Source organism: Methylobacillus flagellatus KT (genome assembly GCF_000013705.1).
In the GTDB taxonomy this organism is placed as follows: domain Bacteria; phylum Pseudomonadota; class Gammaproteobacteria; order Burkholderiales; family Methylophilaceae; genus Methylobacillus; species Methylobacillus flagellatus.
This window is the reverse complement of sequence record NC_007947.1, coordinates 1,432,775-1,453,601: the sequence shown is the minus strand read 5'-3', so window position 1 is coordinate 1,453,601 and position 20,827 is coordinate 1,432,775. Positions and strand designations below refer to the sequence as shown.

At 54.0% G+C, this 20,827-nt stretch carries 12 protein-coding genes; 8 read left to right on the top strand and 4 right to left on the bottom strand.

The window, feature by feature from the left end:
* Window position 1: 1 nt before the first annotated feature.
* The 3 genes from MFLA_RS06955 to ribA all read left to right on the top strand — a co-directional run bounded on the left by MFLA_RS06955 (window position 2) and on the right by ribA (window position 5,477).
* Complete coding sequence (locus tag MFLA_RS06955) at window positions 2–3,115, top strand: multidrug efflux RND transporter permease subunit (protein ID WP_011479582.1); 3,114 nt, start codon at window positions 2–4, stop codon at window positions 3,113–3,115.
* Window positions 3,112–4,500: an efflux transporter outer membrane subunit gene (locus MFLA_RS06950; protein WP_011479581.1), complete on the top strand. Its 1,389-nt coding sequence runs from the start codon at window positions 3,112–3,114 to the stop codon at window positions 4,498–4,500. Before MFLA_RS06955 ends, MFLA_RS06950 begins: the two co-directional genes overlap by 4 nt.
* 347 nt (window positions 4,501–4,847) lie before the next feature.
* Complete coding sequence (ribA, locus tag MFLA_RS06945; RefSeq protein ID WP_011479580.1) at window positions 4,848–5,477, top strand: GTP cyclohydrolase II; 630 nt, start codon at window positions 4,848–4,850, stop codon at window positions 5,475–5,477.
* Between the two features lie 65 nt (window positions 5,478–5,542).
* Here ribA and MFLA_RS06940 read toward each other — a convergent pair whose 3' ends face one another.
* The 4 genes from MFLA_RS06940 to MFLA_RS06925 all read right to left on the bottom strand — a co-directional run bounded on the left by MFLA_RS06940 (window position 5,543) and on the right by MFLA_RS06925 (window position 11,064).
* Window positions 5,543–5,809 (bottom strand): hypothetical protein, encoded by a 267-nt coding sequence (locus MFLA_RS06940; RefSeq protein WP_011479579.1) that lies wholly within the window; start codon window positions 5,807–5,809, stop codon window positions 5,543–5,545.
* Between the two features lie 90 nt (window positions 5,810–5,899).
* On the bottom strand, window positions 5,900–9,445 hold the full coding sequence (locus MFLA_RS06935) for a DUF748 domain-containing protein (protein WP_011479578.1): 3,546 nt from the start codon (window positions 9,443–9,445) through the stop codon (window positions 5,900–5,902).
* Between the two features lie 61 nt (window positions 9,446–9,506).
* Window positions 9,507–10,088, bottom strand: a complete 582-nt coding sequence (locus MFLA_RS06930; RefSeq protein ID WP_011479577.1) for a YceI family protein — start codon at window positions 10,086–10,088, stop codon at window positions 9,507–9,509.
* Window positions 10,089–10,122: 34 nt separating this feature from the next.
* A complete protein-coding gene (locus MFLA_RS06925; RefSeq protein ID WP_011479576.1) occupies window positions 10,123–11,064 on the bottom strand; it encodes a succinylglutamate desuccinylase/aspartoacylase domain-containing protein in 942 nt (313 codons plus the stop codon).
* 255 nt (window positions 11,065–11,319) lie between these two features.
* On the opposite strand from MFLA_RS06925, the gene MFLA_RS06920 reads away from it, so the two are divergent.
* The 5 genes from MFLA_RS06920 to MFLA_RS06900 all read left to right on the top strand — a co-directional run bounded on the left by MFLA_RS06920 (window position 11,320) and on the right by MFLA_RS06900 (window position 20,680).
* Window positions 11,320–11,835, top strand: coding sequence for a sigma-70 family RNA polymerase sigma factor (locus MFLA_RS06920; protein WP_011479575.1), 516 nt, complete (start codon window positions 11,320–11,322; stop codon window positions 11,833–11,835).
* A gap of 46 nt (window positions 11,836–11,881) precedes the next feature.
* On the top strand, window positions 11,882–12,928 hold the full coding sequence (locus MFLA_RS06915) for a FecR family protein (protein WP_011479574.1): 1,047 nt from the start codon (window positions 11,882–11,884) through the stop codon (window positions 12,926–12,928).
* Between the two features lie 757 nt (window positions 12,929–13,685).
* A complete protein-coding gene (locus MFLA_RS06910; RefSeq protein ID WP_229407271.1) occupies window positions 13,686–17,264 on the top strand; it encodes a TonB-dependent receptor domain-containing protein in 3,579 nt (1,192 codons plus the stop codon).
* A gap of 141 nt (window positions 17,265–17,405) precedes the next feature.
* The gene (locus MFLA_RS14515) at window positions 17,406–18,356 is read left to right on the top strand and encodes a hypothetical protein (RefSeq protein WP_195742114.1); all 951 of its coding nucleotides are present in this window, start codon (window positions 17,406–17,408) and stop codon (window positions 18,354–18,356) included.
* Window positions 18,357–18,445: 89 nt separating this feature from the next.
* A complete protein-coding gene (locus MFLA_RS06900; RefSeq protein ID WP_011479571.1) occupies window positions 18,446–20,680 on the top strand; it encodes a calcium-binding protein in 2,235 nt (744 codons plus the stop codon).
* Window positions 20,681–20,827 lie beyond the last annotated feature (147 nt).

Genomic DNA, 20,827 nt, shown 5'->3' with positions numbered 1-20,827 from the left:
CATGGCTCGATTTTTCATTGAACGCCCAGTCTTCGCCTGGGTCATTTCCCTACTGATCATCCTGGCGGGCCTGCTCGCGATCCGCGGCCTGCCGGTCGCGCAATATCCGGACATTGCGCCGCCAGTAGTGAACATTTCCGCCACCTATCCAGGGGCGTCCGCCAAGGTGATCGAGGAATCGGTCACTGCCATCATCGAGCGCGAAATGAACGGTGCGCCCGGCCTGATGTATATCTCGGCCACCAGCAGCCCGGGCACGGCTTCGCTCAGCCTCACCTTCCGCCAGGGCACCAACCCGGATCTGGCGGCGGTGGAAGTGCAGAACCGCTTAAAGACGGTGGAGGCGCGCCTGCCGGAAGTCGTACGCCGCAACGGTATCTTCATCGAGAAATCCGCAGACAGCATCCAATTGATTGTTTCCCTCACCTCCGAAGGCAATCGCCTGACCGAGATCGAGCTGGGCGAGCTGGCCGCAGCCAACGTACTGCAGGCATTACGGCGCGTCGAGGGCGTGGGCAAGGTGCAGATATGGAGCCCGGAATACGCTATGCGTATCTGGCCCGACCCCGCCAAACTGACTGCAATGAACCTCAGCGCTTCCGATGTCGCCTCTGCAATCCGTAGCCACAATGCCCGTGTCACGGTTGGCGACTTGGGCAACCGGGCGGTGCCAGACCACGCACCCATCAGCGCCAATGTCATTTCCGACAGCGCCCTGACAACGCCGGAAGACTTCGAGCGCATTCCGCTGCGTACCAGGGCCGACGGCTCGGCCATCCTGCTCAAAGACGTCGCGCGGGTAGAATTCGGTGGCAGTGATTACGCGTTCGTGTCGCGCGTGAACGGCAATAACGCTGCCGGCATGGCCGTCAAAATGGCGCCGGGCTCGAACGCCGTCGCCACCGTCAAGCGCATTCGCGCCACCATGGATGAGCTCGTGCGCTATCTGCCGGCTGGCGTCAGTTACCAGATTCCCTATGACACTTCCGCTTTTGTCGAGATTTCCATCGAGAAAGTCGTGCATACCCTATTGGAAGCCATCGTGCTGGTGTTCCTGGTGATGTTCCTGTTCATGCAAAACCTGCGCGCCACGCTGATTCCCACCATCGTCGTGCCCATCGCCCTGCTTGGCACGTTTGCCGTGATGCTCGCGGCTGGCTTCTCGATCAATGTGTTGAGCATGTTCGGCATGGTGCTGGCCATCGGCATCGTGGTCGATGATGCCATTGTCGTCGTAGAGAACGTCGAACGCATCATGGCAGAAGAAGGCCTGCCGCCGTTGCAGGCCACGATCAAGGCCATGAAGCAGATCAGCGGCGCGATCATCGGCATCACCGTCGTGCTGATTTCCGTTTTCGTGCCCATGGCGTTCTTCAGCGGCGCGGTCGGCAACATCTACCGCCAGTTCTCGATGTCGCTTGCCGTATCGATTGCCTTTTCCGCTTTTCTCGCACTTTCGCTCACGCCTGCCCTGTGCGCTACACTGCTCAAGCCTATTATCCAGGACCACCATGAAAAGCGCGGTTTCTTCGGCTGGTTCAACCGGATGTTTGCAGCCTTGACCGGCCGCTACCAGCAGCGCGTCGGTGCCATCATCAAGCGTCCCATCAGGTGGCTGGTGGTATATGGCACCATCATCGCTGTGGTCGTATTCATGTTCGTGCGATTGCCCACAGCCTTCCTGCCCGATGAGGACCAGGGCGACTTCATGATTACCGTGCTGCTGCCGGCCGGTGCCACCATGCATGAAACCATGGGCACACTGGCACACATCGCACATTACCTGAATGAGAACGAGCCGGTGAAATACGTCTACGAGGTCGGCGGTTTCAGCTTCTATGGCACCGGCTCCAACAGCGGCATGATCTTCGCCACCCTCAAGGACTGGAAGGAACGCGAGGATGCCGGGCAGCATGTCAAGGCGATTGTAGACCGCGTCAATATGCAATTCATGGGGCTGAAAAACACCACGGTATTCGCGGTCAACACCCCACCACTTCCCGAGCTGGGCTCCTCCAACGGGTTCGACCTGCGGCTGCAGGATCGTGGCTCGGCAGGCTACCAGGCATTCCTTGCCGCCAAGGACCAGCTCATGAGCGAAGGCATGAAAAGCCCGGTACTGACCAACCTCATTTTTGCAGGCTTACCCGAGGCCGCCCTGGTGAACCTCGACATAGACCGCCGCAAGGCCGAGGCACTGGGCGTAGGCATGGATGAGATCAATATCACGCTGGCCTCCATGTTCGGCTCCGACTACATCGGCGACTTCATGCACGGCAACCAGGTTCGCCGCGTCATCATGCAGGCGGACGGCAAGGACAGGCTGGAACTGGAGGATATCCGCAAGCTCAGGGTGCGCAGCAGCAATGGCAGCATGGTGCCTTTATCTTCGATCGTGCAACTGGAATGGATTTCCGGCCCGCCACAGCTCACGCGCTACAACGGCTACCCGTCCTTCACCATCAACGGCAATGCCGCCCCCGGCTACAGCAGCGGCGAGGCCATGCAAGCGATTGAAGGCATTGCCCGCAGCTTGCCCCGCACCATTGGCTACGACTGGTCAGGCCAATCCCTGGAAGAACGCCGCTCGGGCGCACAGGCACCCATGCTGTTCGGCTTGTCCGTGCTGATCGTCTTCCTGGCACTGGCAGCGCTATATGAAAGTTGGCTGATTCCCCTGGCCGTGATCCTGGTGGTGCCCTTGGGCATACTCGGTGCATTGCTGGGCGTGACCTTGCGCGACATGCCCAATGATATCTACTTCAAGGTCGGCCTGATCGCCACCATCGGCCTTTCCGCCAAGAATGCAATCCTGATCGTGGAAGTCGCCAAGGACCTCTATGCCGACGGCATGGGACTCATGGAAGCGACACTGGAAGCTGCCCGCCTGCGACTGCGCCCCATCGTCATGACATCCCTGGCTTTCGGCGTGGGCGTATTGCCGCTGGCCATTGCCACAGGCGCCGCCTCCGGCGCCCAGTCGGCAATCGGCACCAGCGTGCTGGGCGGCATCATCACTGCAACCCTGCTCGCCATCTTCCTCGTCCCCTTGTTTTTCGCCGTGATCGGTCGCTATATCAAGCGACCGCAACACCATACGCGGGAGTCTGCATGAACCACGCATTGAAACCTATCGTATTCGCCACAGGGCTGCTGCTGGGCGCATGTTCGCTTAATCCGGAATACCACAGGCCAGCAGCGCCGGTGCCGGTGCAGTATCCAATCAACGCCGATGCCGACATCCTGCCATTGCCCACGAGCTGGCAGGAATACTTTACCGACCCGGAACTACAGAAACTGATCAACATTGCCCTGGCAAACAACCGTGACCTACGCATGACAGCGCTGCGCATCGAGGAAGCGCGCGCGCAATACGGCATACAACGCGCAGATCGGCTGCCCACCCTGGATGCCACTGGCACCTATGAGCGCAGCAAGATGATATTTGCGCAAGGCCAGACCTTCGACGTTGACCTCTACCGCGCCAGTGTCGGCATCAGCGGCTTCGAGCTGGACTTCTTTGGCCGGGTCAAGAGCCTGACCACCGCCTTGCTGGAACAATACCTGGCCACGCAGGAAGCCCAGCAGACCGCCAGAACCAGCCTGATTGCTGAAGTTGCGGCCTCTTATGTCAATATCCGCGCCCTGGCCGAGCGGCTGGCCCTGGCAAAGGACACTGAACATGCGCGCAATCTGGCCTATTCCCGCATCCTGCGCCGCCATCAGGCAGGCCTGGACAACGCCATGGACCTCAAGACTGCGGAAATGCAGCTCGAAACCGCCCAGGCCAGCATTGCCGCCTTGCAGCGCGAATACACGCAGGCGGTCAATGCATTGCAGCTGCTGGCTGGCCAGCCCGGCCTCGCCATCACCGTGCCACAGGAGCGGCTCGACCGCATTGCGTTCAGCCCCCTGCCCGTCGGACTTCCCTCCACCTTGCTGGAACGACGCCCCGACATCAGGGCAGCCGAGCACAGGCTGAAAGCTGCCAATGCCAACATTGGCGCTGCCAGGGCAGCCTTCTTCCCGCGCATACAGCTCACGACCAATGTCGGCCTGGTCAACGAGCACCTGAGCAGCCTCTTTTCCAGCAGCAGCGACAAAGCCTGGGCATTCAGCCCGCAACTCACCCTGCCCATATTCAACCACGCACGCAACCGGGCCAACCTGGACTTGGCGCGCGTACGCAAGGAAATCACAGTGGCGGAATATGAAAAAGCCATTCAAACCGCGTTCAGCGAGGTGTCCATCGTGCTGCTTGACCGCGAACAAATAGAAGCGCAGATTGCCTCGCAAACCCGCATTGCGGATGCCGACCGCGAGCGGTTGCGCTTGGCGATGCGCCGCTATGACAAAGGCGTTGCCAATTACCTTGAGCTGCTGGATGCGCAGCGCAGCCTCTTCGAATCCGAGCAGCAGCTAGTCCAGCTCAAGCAATTGAGCCTGACCAACAGCATCAACCTGTTCAAGGTGCTGGGAGGCGAATGGCAGGCTTCATGAGCCGTGGAACCATCGCCATCCAATAGCAGACCGCTACAATGCGTACTCCCATGCTGACAGCTCAGCATGCATTCCTCATCCTGCTTTTCCATCAGCAAGTGATGACTTTAAGTTTTCAATGTAACCATATGAATTAATTTAAATTTAAACCAGAAAAACTTAATGCCGATACACTATGCGTTTATTCCCAACTCAATACCGAAAAGGACGCCAATAACGACATCTCAACGCCAGCCTGAGCGCGCCAGCCCCTCAACAAAAGGCAACAAACCCTGGCGTCATGGGCAGATTTACTTTAATCTGCCTGTCTGCGTTTCGCAGCAGCACTCAACCATTGCATTACCCATATGAGCACGATCAGTAAAATTTCTTCATCCACCCTGCCCACCAAGTACGGTCAATTCATTATCCATGTCTATCACGACGTACAAACCGGCCAGGAGCATGTCGCCCTGGTGGCAGGCCATGTGCTCAACAATGAGAACGTGCTGGTACGCGTGCATTCCGAATGCCTGACGGGCGACATCTTCTCCTCCAACCGTTGCGATTGCGGCGAACAGCTGGTATTGGCGCAGAGCATGATCGCGGAAGCCGGCCAGGGCGTGCTGCTTTACCTCAAGGGGCACGAGGGGCGCGGCATCGGGCTTGCCAACAAGATCCATGCCTATGCCTTGCAAGACCGCGGCCTGGATACCGTCGATGCCAACCTACACCTAGGCCTGCCGATCGACCAGCGTAGCTATGCCGCCGCCGTGGATATCCTCAAGGATCTGGGCGTGCACTCGCTGCGCCTGCTGACCAACAACCCGGAGAAAGTCTCCAGCCTGCAACAAGCGGGATTGACTGTCACTGAGCGCATTCCGCTGGTCATCCAGCCCAACCAGGACAACCTGCAATACCTGTTGACCAAACGCGATCGGCTGGGCCACTTTTTTGCACAGACAGACATGAAAAACCCGAACTTCGGTGAGCTCTGAGCCTAGGAATACTTGATTTAGGGATACAGAATTAAAAAGAGCGGCCAAGCCGCTCTTTTTGTTCGTCAACTGAAGTTGCGCTTGACGTGGTGAAGGTGATAGCCGTGTTGCTCAATATCCTTGATGATCAAGGCAGCATCGTAATGCACATGTCCCTGGCTTTCATCCACCTCGACATCTGCCGTCTGGTGAATCAGCTTGGCATAGTCGGGGTCGGGCACTTCCACCTTGGAAATATCCGCGCCTGCCTTGACCGAAATATACTTATTGCTACTGGTCGCACTTTTATAAATATCCACTTTCATGACGATCTCCTCCTGGTTGACATGCATGCATATTCAAAGGCCGCTATGCGCTGAAGCTCAATCCCTCTCCTAGCCATATTCCATACGACCATCATACGCGGCAGAAGTGCGTACCGCTTACTCCGCCTTGCGGGCCGTACCCAGTTCCAGCGGCATTTTCACCTCGCCGCCGTCTGTTGATTGCCTGTTCAGCGGCATGAGCTGCAACTTCCCGGGATCAAGGGCCAATGTCTCCAGCAAATAGCGCTGAACGGCTTCCTGGCGCGCATTGCCAAGCGCTTCCAGCGAAGACGCTTCGATCTTGGCCTGCTTGTTCAATGCGTCAAGCAATGCGATGTAATAGGCCGCTTCATCCTTGTCTTCCTTCTTTTTCGCCTTGATGGCATCCAGCATGTCCGGCGGCAACTGCTCCTTGGCTAGCTTGTCCAGCGCAGACCTCGCCTTTTTGTTCGACGTATCTATCGGCCCCGGTTTTTCACCTGGCTGCAGCTTGATCCCCATCTTGGCAGCCACCTGGTTGCGTACCAGCTGCTCCTGCAAGGCGCGTCCGTCAGCCTGCTCGTCGATCACGGGCGCTACCTGGAGAATCAGGGCTGGCCGCTTGGCCAAGGCTTCGCTGATCACCTTGAGCTTTTCCTGCTCCGGCGGCGCAAGCTCGGCGCTTCCCGGATCGAATACCAATGCCTCAAGTGCCTCGGAGCTGATACCAAGCAAGTTGCCCAATGCCCGGAACGGCGAAGTCACCAACTTGCTGAGCACATTGACCACCGCCTTCCAGACGATCTTGCCGTAGCTGAACTCTGGATCGTCCAGGCTTCCTGACACCGGCAAGTCGAGGTCGATCACGCCACTACTGTCCTCCAACAGGGCAATCGCCAAGTCCAGCGGCAGATTCACCGCATCCTCGCTCTCCACCCTCTCACCCAGCCTGAGTTTGTTGACGATGAACTTGTTCTCGCCCGCGAGCTGGCGGTTCTTGATCTTGTATTCCAGGTCGACCGACAACTTGCCGGAATCTATCCTGCGCCCGGCAAACTTGCCGGAATATGGCGTCAGGCGGTTCATTTCCAGGTTGCGGAATACCAGCTTGAGATCGGTGAATTCCGTAGCCTGGAACGGCTGCACAGAACCGCGAATCCTTGCCGAGCCATAATCATCCACCTTGCCGTCCAGCTCCACCTGAGCTGTTGTGCTGGGGTTGGTGGACATGCCATTGATCACCCCGGACAAACTGTTGATATGGGTGCCAAATTGCGGCGTGAGCGAAAGGTCGGCAAATTCGAGGTTGGCATTGTCGATGCGGATACGTTCGATCGCGACTGGGAACAGCTCGGCAGCCTGGGCTGCGGGCTGGGCAGCAACCGGAGATGGCACAGCCTGGGCTTGGGCGTCTGCCGGCTGCTCGCGCAAGATGCGCTTGACATTGAGCGTGCGGTCCTCGTAAATGATGAACTTGCCGCGCGGCTCGCTGATCTTCAATTCGCCGATACGTAGGCTATCGGGCGCCAGCCCCAGTCGGAGACTGTTGGTGGAGAAGCTGCGCCATCCCAGGAATGCCTGCCCCGTATCCTCCTCCACGATATCCAGCTTGTCGACGCTGAAGCCACCCTTATACTGCATTGCGAGCTTCTGGCCCTGCTTGAGGTTCAAGTCGCCCTGCGTGCTGACCGCGCCGCTGTTCAGCTTGAGCATGGCGAACTGGTTGACGTAAGGGGCAAAAGGCTTGAGCGAAAACCCTGCAAGCTTGACCTTGATATCGCCTTGCATGGGTGCTGGCGCCAGCTTGCCGCTGGCATTGAAGCTCCCCCCCTGCTTTGCCCTGAACGCCAGGCTGACAGGCAGCGCCCGCTTGGTGTCCAAGCTGACGTCCTTGACCTCGAGATTGGCATTTTCAATGTCCAGGGCCACAGGGCTGTTCGCGCTTTGGTCGCGGAAGTGCAGACCTGCGTCCTCGATGGCAAAGCGCTTGAGGTCGAACGCCCAGGGAGCCTCACCCGTGCCTGGCTCGGCTCGTGCTGTTTTAGGTTGGGTTTTCTGCGATGTTGATGACTGAGCAGGCTCCAGAATCGCCTGCCAATTGACCTGCTTGGCATCTCGCAGCACATCCGCACTCAGCCCTTTCAACACTAACGCCTCCAAGCCGGCCTGGCGCGCTGCCAGGTCAACCTGCCCACCCTGTAAAACCAGACTCTCCAGGCGCGCGACAGGCTTGCCATTTGCACCCGAGCGCACAGAGAAAGGGCCGATACTCCCCTGCAAGCTTTCCACCCTGCTGTTTCCCTGCTCACTGGCGAACGCCAGATTGAGCGAGAGCTTGTCAGCCGCGACCTGCAGGGGCCGCTTGAAGGTTTCATCCTGATAATCCAGTTTAAGGCCATCAATCCTGGCCTGGTTCAGGTGAATACTCCATGGAGTTTCTGTATCTACTGCAGCCTCAGCATCCGGCTCGACCTCGGCAGGCTGCTGCTCAGGTTGCTCTGGCGCGATATGCAGCTGCTGCCAATTCACACTGCCATCCCGCTGTCGCACCGCTTTCACTTCGCCCTGCTCGATACTGAAGCTGCCGATATCGAGCTTGCGCGCCTGCAGGTCCAGCGCGACATCCGCGACCGTCACGGCAGGCAAATCCAGCAACGGTTTGTCATCCTGCGCCAGCTTGAGGCCGTCAAGCACCAGCTTGAGCGCGTCGAATTGCATCTGGGCCTGGTCGTTCATCCTGAACTGCAGACTCGGCAATTCAACCGCCAGTTGCTTGAGCGCCACCTTGCCTTGCTGCGCTTGAGATTGCAACAAGGTGGCGGCCGCCTCATCCAGCGCCAGGCTGAAATTTCGAATAGTTGCCTCTGGCTTGTCCTCCACGAGTGCGAATTGGTAATCCAGCCGTGTCCTGAGCAGGCCAGCCTCCAACTTGACCGGCAATGCCTCGGGCGGCAGCACTTCGAGCAGTTTCGCCAATTTCAGCCCTTCCAGCTCGACCTTGCCGCTGGACACCATCGGGTTGAGGCCAAGCTCGCCCTTCCATTTCAATGTGCCGCCCTGTTCCGGCAGTTTCGCCAGGATGGCGTAATCGCCAAGGTCTTCGGGCAATGTGGAAAATCCGTCCAGCTCCAGCCCCAATGGCTCAAGCACAGCCCGGAATGGCTCTGGACGGTTGTGGTCCATGTATTCGATGTCGCCGCGCTCAATGAGGATATGATCCACCAGCAAGCGCGTCATGCCTTCGCTTTTCTCTTCGTCCGGGTTTTCGTTGAGTTTGGCAATCAATTTTGCCCAGTTGCTTTCGCCGCCAGGCAATACCTCGACACTGACATGTGGCGCACTCAGCTGGATATCCTTGAGTCGCCAAGCCAGACGGAAGAGCCCGCTCAGCTCGAGATCAGCATGCAGGCGCTCGAACCCTGCGAGCGACACGCCTTCCGGCGTCGTCAATTGCAGCTGGTTTACCGTCAGCGCAATCCGCAAGGGATCATAATCCACACGCTCCACCTGCAGACGGCTGGCCAGCTTGTTTTCGGCCACCCATGGCAGCAGACGCTGGGCAATCGGGTTAATGGCAAAGTAGCCGAACAGAAGATAAGAAACCCAGAACCCGAGCACCATGAGAAAAGGCAGACTGGTCAATGCCCGCCAGGCCTTCTGTGCCAGTAGGTGTCTATTTGCCATGGGGAGAACCTCCTTCGCCAGTCTGCTGGCTTGTTACTGTTAGTTTGCGCTGTGGATTGATTTAGCGTTGATGCTCGAATACCAGGCTGAACGTCACTGGCACCACTGTACTGATGGAGGGCAGCTGCGCCACTTCGCGCAGTTTATCTATCCCCTCGCCATACCCGAGCGCTGCGGCATCGAGCAATAGTGGCTCTATCGTGCTGACCAGCAAACCCTGCTTGCCAAGCCCTGCCACGCGCAAGCGTGTTTCCAGCGGAATCGTCTTGCCATTGATGGCAAGCTGCAGCTTCACGGCCTCGGTCTTGACCTCGCCAGCGGCAGGTGCCTTGAATGCATTGATGGTCTTTCCCGTGATGTCGGCCTGGGGAAAGTTGGCGAGGTCGAACAGCATGGTTTTCATGCGCTCGTCCCGGGTCGGGATATTCGTATTCACGCTGGCGAGCTTGATACTCGCCTTGAAAGCCCCATCCTGGCTGATCGTGCCGGTCAGCTGGCTGAACCGATGCACCTCGCCAATGGTGTTTTTCTTGATTGACACAAAATTGAGGACCGATGCCTCATTGTCCAGTGTCCAATCTGCACCGGCGCTTTGGGCGAGCAGCAAGCCCATGCCCAGCATGGCTACAGAAAGTTTTTTCATCCTGACCTCCATTCATATCTCATTGCATCAAGTATCACACCCGTTCAACCGCTCTTGCAAGATAGAACCATTCACTTCCCGGTTCCGCTCCGGGATTGGGAAAGACGATGTAAACCGTTTCAGTCGGGCGGATTTCCTCCCCGTCATGCCGGGTTCCAATCAGCGTTCCGGCTTCGAGGCGCTCAAAGCCGCGCCATTCACGCGCCAAGCGGTCACTGGCATGATGCTTGTCCACGACCTCAAACAAACGCAAGGTTCTCCTGCCCCGAGTCTCCTCGGGCTTATCATGTCCGCTCAATCCCAGCCACGCCAATGTATTCAGAATCGCCCGGTAAGCGACGGCGGGCGCCTCGGCATCCTCGTGCTGCCCACATTCCAGTGTCAGGCCATAGCCGCCCTGTGAGCGCATGTATTCAGTGGTGCCCACACCGTAACGCACATCGGCACCTTCCTTGTCCAATCGAACTTGGCGTTGAGCCACGCCATTGGCATAAGTGTCCAGCCAACCATCCACGAACAGCTTGACGCCCAGGTGCCGCGCCAATGCCTCTTCCTCGACATCATGCTCGAAAGGCTCCAGGCTGCCCTGGTTATTCTTGGGCCCCAGCATGGCGAACGGCTCACCTGGGGTATGGAAGGAATGTAAGTCCAGCAGTACGTCATGGCTGGCCAGTAGCGGACAAAGCCAATTGGCTACATGGTCCTCGAACTGCTGCGGGTTCTTTGTGGGAAATAATTTGCGGTTGAGATTGCGCTCGCCCGCACGGGTATATTGTGCCCGCGCCAGCGGGTTGCAGACCGGCACAAATGTGACGCTGCCCGCAAGGATAGTGAGCGCACCGCTCTTCAATTCGTCGACCACCCGGCGGATTGCCAGCGTGCCGCAAGGCTCATTGCCATGTACGCCACCCAGCACAATCAGGCGTTTTCCCGGCTGCGTTCCACAGAAAGAAATGGACTCGAAGTGATGGCTCATGCCTGATTATCACCGCTTACGCCCCGTTTGCGCAATGTTGCCGCCGTTGATAAAAGCCATCCCCGGATAAAGCCAGTTGGCTGTTTACAACCAATTGGCTGCAAACAGCCACCACATTTGCAACCAAAATCCGCTTTAAACAAAACAAGATATTGCTGCAATGCTATACAAATCACATCCTTACAAATAACTGACGCGTTAGGCCTGTTTATTGCTATATTTTTAGCAAGATTGTCTTTTTAAGAGTAGTTCAGCATGAGAAGTAATCCAACATGGCATGGTATCGACTTACACTGGGCTTACTCAGATTTGCTGCCTACTATCTACCGTCAAACAGGCTACCGTCGCACCGCTTGCGACGTGCTGCACGATGCGCTGATCCGATTTGCCATCTCCAGCAATGCCGGGCGCATGGAACAACCCCATGCCTACCTGCGCACCATCGTTCGCAACCTGCTGGTCGATGGCTACAAGGACCAATCCCGCTTCCTGCCCTTGGTGGACGAAGAGATCGGCGCAAGCTATGAGCTTGAGCAGCCGGTGGCGCCCTCCACCGAACACCTGCTCGATATGCAGCAGCGGCTCTCCATCCTGCTCAACATCATCGACCACATGCCCGCACGCTGCAAGGAAGTGTTCGTGCTGTTCCGCATCGAGGGATTGGCCCAACAGGAAATTGCCGAAAAACTGGGTATCTCCGTCAACATGGTACAGAAACATATCATGCGCGCCATGCTAGACTTGCTCGAAGCAAAAGACCTGATCAATTAGCCATGTCCGGGTAGCGCCTTTGCAGGCGCTGCCGCCAACCAAGAAAATGAGCCATAGCCCTGCACAACGGAGCGCACGCCAAGCCGCCATCAAGTGGTTTGTCATCATGCAGGATGCCGATACCGAGCATCCCGAGCGCAGCCGTTTTGAGGAATGGCTGCTTTCCCACCCTGCGCACCAACGTGCCTATCAGGAAGTATGCGCCCTATGGGAGGACCTGGATTCCTCCGACCGCTTGCTGCATCTTGAAAGCGCCATGCAGCAAAAGATCTTCATCGAGAAGACCGATCGCAGCAAAAAAATACGCACCGTCATCACCCGCACCCTCAGCGTCATGTTCTTTGCCGCACTCGGCATCACCAGCTATTACGGTTACGAGTCATGGCAGAACGAACCTACCATGCACATGGCGGCCAGTACCGAAATCGGCCAGATCCGCTCCCAGGTACTGGAAGACGGCACCAAGCTCATGGTCAATGCCAATAGCGATATTGAAGTCACTTACACCCGCAAAGAACGCCGCGTCATCCTGAAACGCGGCGAAGCCAGTTTCGATATCGCAAAAAATCCCGACCGGCCCTTCGTCGTCGATAGCGGTCTTGCCCGGATCACCGTGCTGGGCACCCGGTTTGCCGTCAACAGATTCAGCAGCAAAGTGCGGATCAGCGTCGACCATGGCGTGGTGCGGATCGAGCCTCAGCAATATCTGACCACAGAAAAAACCGCCCCCAACCGCTATGCCGAGCACGTCTTGACGCTGCGAGACAATGAAGTGGCGGAAATCAACCTCAACGGCGAGGCCAAGCGCCTGCAACGCTCAGCGGAGGATGCCTTCAGCTTTGAGTACGGCACCATCACCTTCGACCAGGCCGGCCTGGAGGAAATCGCGGAAACCCTTTCCCGCTACCGTACTTTGCCGGTCAGCGCCGAGTTCGCCGCCCAACAGGACGTCAGCATCACTGCCGTCATCCAGTCTAAATATGTAGAGCGCTTCATCAAAGAGTTGCCTGTCATCGCTCCGGTCAAGGTCACCACGGAGGGCGACATGACCCTCCTGACGCCAAAGAAAACCCAAGCCTCCCGTAAGCAATAGCATCTTGCGACACTGTTTCATACAGGCATCGCTCGTTTGCAAGATATAGGTCGGAACAAATCATCACGCATGAGCGGAGAATGTATTGGTACCTGCCCCTTCCTACTTTCAAGTCGCCATAAAAATATTCCCGAATTTTCATCACAGACATCAGGGTTTTGTTTCCCTGGCGGTTATATCGGTAGTAAGACCGATTTTTCAGGAGAATTAAATTGGATATCTTCAAGCTCATGTACCGTATGGTGATCGCATTGACCGCACTGCTCTTCATCATATTGCTCGGCACCCTCTCGTTTTCCTTGTAGGCAAACGGCAATATTCCAACCAAGGTTTAGCTGGAAAGCTAAAAAAACCAAGCGAATTCCTATTCATGTCTGGTTATAGCCCGACATAGCAAGGTTTTCATACTAACTCTGCCGCCTCAATCGACATCCCTCTTGCCGCACTGCCGGCTGCTAAATAAAACCAGTTTTTTACACTCCCAATCCCCCTTCCAAAAATCCCAAAAAAGTCAGGAAAATCCCCCTTACGATTAACTTATTGTTTTAAATAGATAATTAATCGCCGCAATCAATTTTCAGTTTTTCTCAAAAAAATGCCGTCAGGGTTTCTCAAACTCAACGGTTAAACAAACATGAAGGGCGAATCTTGCACTCTTCATCCGACTTGAAGAAATCCGCCTGGCGTCAGGCCGTGCCTTCAATGCCGAGAAATTCGATCACAAAAACAAGAATAAAAAATTATTAAACATACACATATGGAGCAAGGGATGAGCAAGAGAGGGAGAACTTTTCATGAACAACTACAATTCAAGAAGCTATCACATGCATTGCACCGCGTTTATAGCCATAAAAGCGCTGTACTGCTGACGGCAATGGTCGGAATCATGCCGTTTCAGCCACATGCAGCCGAGCTCGACACAACATTGCCCAACAGCAATGAAAGCACAGGCTCGTTCGCGCCCAGCAACATCGATATCCCCAGCCAGCCGCTGGATGCAGCACTCAAGCAACTCGCACGCACCACAGGCATTAGTGTCGCTTTCGACAGCAAGCTCGCCACAGGAAAGACCGCTCCAGCCGTCAAAGGCCGAATGAAAGCGGACGAAGCTCTCAGATTGCTGCTCGCAGGCAGTGGGCTGGAATCCACGATTGATAAAGACAATGCCGTCATCAAGCCTGCAGCAGAAAAATCCGCGATCGACTTCCAGCAAGTAGATGCCGTGGAAGTACGTGCCAAGCGTTTTTATGAAATCGGCCCTTTACCTGGATTAGGATTAACTAAAGAAGAAATTCCCGGCAACGTCCAGAGCCTCACAGCCAAAGATATCAAAGAAGCCCATGCCTTAAGTTTGACTGACCTAATGAACTCCAAACTGCAATCGGTCAACGTCAACGACTACCAAGGCAACCCGTTCCAGATGGACGTCCAGTACCGAGGTTTTACAGCAGGTCCCCAGATCGGGACGCCACAAGGCTTGTCAGTCTTCTTTGACGGCATCCGCGTGAATGAACCTTTCGGTGACGTCGTGAACTGGGACATGATTCCCCTGAATGCGCTAGCGAGCTTCGACGTCTTTCCCGGCTCCAATCCCATCTTCGGCTTAGGCACCCTGGGCGGTGCCCTCTCCATGAAAACCAAGGATGGTTTCAACAATACCGAAGTCAATGCAGAAATATTGACTGGTTCATTTGGTAGGCGCCAACTTCAAGCCGAAGGTGGTTGGAACAATGGCACTGTGGCAGGTTTTGCTGCAGCGAATATCTTCCTCGAGGATGGCTGGCGTGAGAACTCTCCCAGCAAGGTTAATCAGGTTTTTGGCAAGGGTAGTTACCGCACCGACAAGCTAGACCTAAACCTTAGTTCCCTTGTGGTCTGGAACGACCTGATCGGCAACGGCCTGATGCCAAATGAGATGTATAAACAGGATAGAAATGGAGTCTTTACCTCTCCTGATACCACCGATAACCGTCTATGGCAGTTCCAACTCTCAGGCAGTTATTTCGTCAATGATAACTTCACAATTACAGCACAAGCTTATCGACGAAATAGTAAAAGAAAATCCCTGGGAGCTGATGTATATACGCAACATGGCACACAAACAGTTAAAAGAAATCTACGCCCAGGCGAGCAATTTACCTGCCTGTTTGACAGTACCAATGATTATGGCTTGCCCGATTACTACCTCATTGACTTGGGCAATCCGTCCGATCTTGGTGATATGGCAGCAAATCAACAGTTCTGGGATTTCATTTCCGGAAATCCTCCTGAAGAGTCATTCAACAAACCGTTGCCAGAAGAAGCGGCAGCATTCATTGCCGGCGCGCAAAGGAATTTTTATGGTCCCTTTCAAAATTACCGGGCACGGCTGCTCTATATGGCCCAAAATGGCGCCCCTCCGGATACTTCAATGGGGGAGCCCACTGTTGGCAGTGGATTTGAACCAGGGTGGGTTTATGATCCATCAGTTCTACTCCAATACCGCGAATTCGTCGGCGATGCTTTTTCTCAAGCCGGTATTGCCATGTCGAACTTTTACTACTACACGGACGATGGCGTCAAACACGTAGTAGTACCTGTATTCCCGAATAATGCTTCGACTTGCGCAGAGTGGAAATGGGGGGCGGACGGCACCGACCTCACCGGGCGAGACCCATTGGAAGTGCCATATGGCAATACTACAGACCCTACATTCGTGGATGGGGCGGCTCAGCCGGGAGGAACCGCACCTGGCGTGGTGGAAGGCACACCCACTTCCATATTGACAGATACCAACATCACCCAAGTCACTGAAGGCGCATCCATCCAGTTCAACTGGAATTTTGAAAAGCATAAGTTCATGGTGGGGGCCTCGGTTGATATGCCTTCAGCAAGGTACAAAAGCAGCCAAATGCTTGGTTTGTTTGATGCCGAACGCGATGCTTATCTAGCGCCAGATGCAATCCGTGATCAATATGCCGCAGCTGATCAATCGATCAGCAATAATAACTTTAGTGGCAGACAAGTCACCAAGAGTATTTATTTCAGTGAGACATGGAGCCCTATAGAAACCTTTCACATCACCGGCTCTGCACGTTATAACGCGACAAAAGGAAAAAACAAAATTGCTTCGCGTACTTTTGGTTATAACGTATATGACCTTTCCGATCTTGAAGCTTTCCCGGATGATTATGGGGTATGCAGAAATGGCGTTTGCCCCACCACTGGATATATCACTCCGGACGCTTCCGGTATACTCAATGATCCCGAAAAAGAAAAGTTTTCTTATTACTCACTTAACCCGTCTCTGGGAATAAGCTGGCAAGCCAAAGATAATCTCAATATCTATGGCAGCTGGTCACAAGGCACTCGCGTCCCATCAGTGATTGAATTAGGTTGTGCGTTTGACGACACACCAGTTCAAATTGGCCCGGGAAAGTACCTTGAGCGTAGTTTAGCCCAAAATCGTTCATGCTCACTGCCAACCACATTATCTGGCGACCCCTATTTACCTCAGATCAAAGCACAAACTTTTGATATCGGCTTGCGAGGCAAGTTGAATGAAAATATTGAATGGAATTTAGGCGCATATCGTACAGATTTAAAAGACGATATTTACATGGTCACTTTTCCAGGTAACCGAAGCTTTTTTGACACGATAGGAAATACCAGAAGGCAAGGCATAGAAGCGGGAATTACTGCCACTTTTGATAAATTAAAACTACGTCTCAACTATGCTCTTACTGATGCCACTTTCCAAGACACCTTCTGGATGGCGGCAAATGACAATAGCAGTTCAGTTGAAAATGTCATCGGCAATAATCAATTCGGCCGCCGCATTCAGGTCACTCCGGGTGACCGTATGCCTGGTGTACCACTCCACAATCTCAATGCAACATTAAGTTACGCAATTACCTCAAACTGGCAGATTGGCTTAACTGCTATCGGCCACTCCATGGCCTATGTTCGAGGCAATGAAAACAATAAACATAGAGCAGGCGTAACCTTGATAGACAGCTATGAAGATACTGCGACAGGTGCAGTACGTCAGATTGCGCGCAGCCCTACTACTTCAGCAGGCACGGTAGCGGGGTACATAACTTTTAACTTGCAAACCAGCTACAAGCTCAATTCCGAATGGACACTGGGTTTGAGGGTGAACAATATCTTGGATAAAGAATATTTCAACGCTGGCAGTTTGGGGAGAAATCCATTTTCCCCATCGGTCTATGGTGCAATCGGCCCTGATGGTTATAACCACAACTCCAATGATTGGCTTACCACCAACTTCTTGGCGCCTGGAGCTCCAAGAGCATTTTGGATCAGTTTAAGTTATGAGTTTGACCCCAGAAAATAAGGAGCATTTGTGGTCTACCTAACTCAAGCATTCAACCAGAATCAGCTAAAGGACTCGCAAAGAACTTGAACAGATTCGGGTGAATTGGTGTCGTCAGGCAGCCACAAATGCCTGCTTATTGTAATACAAAGGAGAATAAGCATGAAACAAGTGACATTGAAACTTGCTGTATTAAGCGCCTTAAGCGCAATTAGCATGCAATCTTATGCGACTGGCTTCGTCAATCTTCCTACCACGGGTTTTCCCGTTTCTGGTGGAACAAGTGCCTACACGCTTTGTAATACAACCGGTAATTTCGGTTCAGGAATTACGACAAAGCCAACACCCTCTGCCAATAACACTTGCGCTGTCTTCCCTAGCAGCGAAATTGCTGCGCCGGAAACTGGATTTAGTTTTGTTGCATCAGCATCCCGCCCTGTTGTAATGAATAACATATACACAGGAAATACCAACAAAACTGTAGGTACAGTGACAGAATATGTTTGGCGTAGACAAACAGGCTCAACCTATGAGTGCATTTATGGTGCAAAAGTGGTTAACAATAGTACTGACTACAACACTATCGCATCTGGCAACCAATACTTTGAAGTCAATGGTATTGCACGTGGTGGATTTGCAGGGTTACCGGTTGATGTTGCTTACTCAACCATTCCCGTTGTTTCTGACCCTGTATACAGAATAGGAAGAGCATATACGTCTGTTCAGCACCGTAGCTCAAGCTATGCTGCACAGCCTCTCACAGGCTTAGGATCCTATCCATCAATCAATGGATTGAACTCATATCCAGGTACGGCATCTCCCACCCAGCAACTTGCAGATATTCATCCCAACTGGGTTGAATTCACTACCGATGTGAATTTTCTGGATGATGATGGTAGTTCAGTGGCAGCATCAGGCATGGTATATGTAAAAACAACATGCTCATCTGCTGCGCCGAGTACGAGTGAGCATGATGAAGCCATCCGCCTTCGTCAAACATTCCAAGAACTCTCGGGGGATGGAATAACAGACAATCCATTCATCGAAGTAAAAGTACGTGGCTTCGTTCCCCCTGGCGGCTCAATTACTCCAGCTCATACTGATCCTTATTAATTCTAGTTAGTGTAAAGGTAGAGACCTTTCTGGCCTCTACCTGCGAGCTAATTTAGTGAGTTTGTAAATAATTTTGGAGGTTATAGAAAATGGCTATAAAGATTTTTAACTCTAGCGAGACTTCTTATACCGGTACTAGCGATTCAGACATTATTATCGGCAATAACCTAGATAATTTTATCGATGGTGATTCCGGCAATGACATCATTATTGCTGGTGATGGAAATGACACTATTTTTGGTGGCAATGGCAACGACATCATTTTCGGCGGAAATGGTGATGATTTTATCATTGGCGGTGATGGCAATGACATCATCTTTGGTGGCGATGGTAATGATGTTATCGATGCAGGAGATGGCAATAATGTTGTGTTTGGTGGGAGCGGTAATGACAACATTTATGCAGGTGCTGGCAATGATACTATTTTTGGTGGCGACGGCAATGATGTTATTTTTGCTGGAGATGGCGATGATTTGCTGTCTGGAGGTGAAGGTACTGATTACATCGAAGGCGGCGGCAGTACTGCAGGTGATGAGACAATCGATGGTAATGTCTATTTAGTTGCTCCTGACGATGTCTTGATCGGGGGTAGCGGTAACGATACCTTTCGTATTAGCGATGAATTTGAAGGCTTGACCATTATTCAAGGCGGTGTTTCAAATCTTGATAATTCTGGCAATCCTGCGCGCTATATCGACATCACTGAAGTTGAAGGCGAAGAAGAAGAGGAAGAAGGTGAAGAGGAGGAAGAGCTTTTTGTCTTCGACACTGTCACCGGTGAGTGGGTTGAAATCGAAGATCAGGAAATGTCTGAAGAAATTGAGACTGATGTTCGCCTCAATATTCAGACTCGCCCTGGCTCCGACGCAATCAGCACTTATGCTACTACCATCGCTGGTTACAACGCCGTTGATACGCTTGAGTTTACTCAATCTGGTGATTTTTCAGAATCACTATACTTCACAGGCATTGAGCGTATTGAGTTAGCCAGCGGCGTCAACATCACCCTCTCCGCCGAACAGCTTGAAAACAACGGTGAATCCCTCAGCCTTGGCTTCCTCAATCCCGGCACTCATATCTACGGCGTCGCTGGCGGTCCTACCGAATCCGTCACCATCAAGCTGGAATTCGAGGAAGAGGAATTCGAGCCCGATGTTGAAGGGGCTGATGAGGTCGAATACGATGCCGCTGTATTTGAAGTAGACGACTACTCCGTCGCCGAGCTCTTCCACAACGTGGACATCATTTACGATGCCACCGAGGGCGAGGCTGGCAGCTATGTCCGTATCGACGGTGCCAATGAAACCGACGGTGCCCGCGAAATCGTGCTGGGTAGCGATGGCGTGGATTACGTCACTGCTCGCCTGGGCGATGATGTGGTCTACGGCAATGGCGGTAACGACTTGCTGGTTGGTCACGGCGGTGCGGATTACCTTGACGGTGGTGAAGGCGACGACATCTTCCTGATCGGTGGCTTCGGCAGCGGCGTACAAGGCACTACTTCCAAGGCTGATGATGGCAACCCCGAGTGGATCGCCACTGGCGAGAAGCATGACGTGATCGTCGGCGGTGAAGGTACCGATACCCTGCGCATCACCACTGGCATCGGCGCCAACACCCAGGCTGCAGGCACTATCGTGCTCAACGATGCCAACTTCCAGGAAATGGAAGTGGTGCAGGTAGGCGGCACCGTGGGTCGCTTGAACGTGGAAAACACAGCCCTGCAATTGCTGAATGACCACTATTTCTTCAATGCTGGCGGTACTGTCGCAGACCTCTCCAATGCTAGGGGCAACAATGGCGGCACCATCAACAATGTCGTAGTGGATGCTTCCGGCGTGACAGCCAACGGCCTGACCTTTGAAGGCAACGGCAACACCCAGACCTTCATCGGCACGACTCAGGATGACCGCTTCATCAGCAACGGCGGGCACGATACCCTGACCGGCGGTTCTGGTTCCGATACCTTTGTCTTTGGCAAGATTTGGACGCAAACCGTGACCGGCGATGACGACGAAGTGCAATGGTATGAAAACGTCGGGGTTGATCTCACTAACGCTGACACCGATACCATCACCGACTTCGCCAGCGGCGTCGACAAGATCGAGCTCAATACGGACCAGTTCGCCTCGTTGGTCGGCTTCAATGCCGGCAACCTGGTGGTCGGTTCGGGCCCGCTCGATGCAGATGACTACCTGGTGTTCAACACTTCCACCAATACCCTGCAGTATTACGCAGACGGCAATGGCGGAAGCACAGCGGTGGATATCGCGATCCTGACAGGCGTCACTTCGATCACTGCGGCAGATATCGTGGTTGTTTAAAAGGGTCTATTGAAGTTTTGTTCACGACCGCGCCAGAGCCAGTTTTTGTACGGAGCAAGGCATGAGGAGTGAAGTTTGGTTATTCCAAATAAACGACGAATAACGCAGCACCGTGCAAAAAAACCGGCCCGGCCCTTCGGGTTGCTG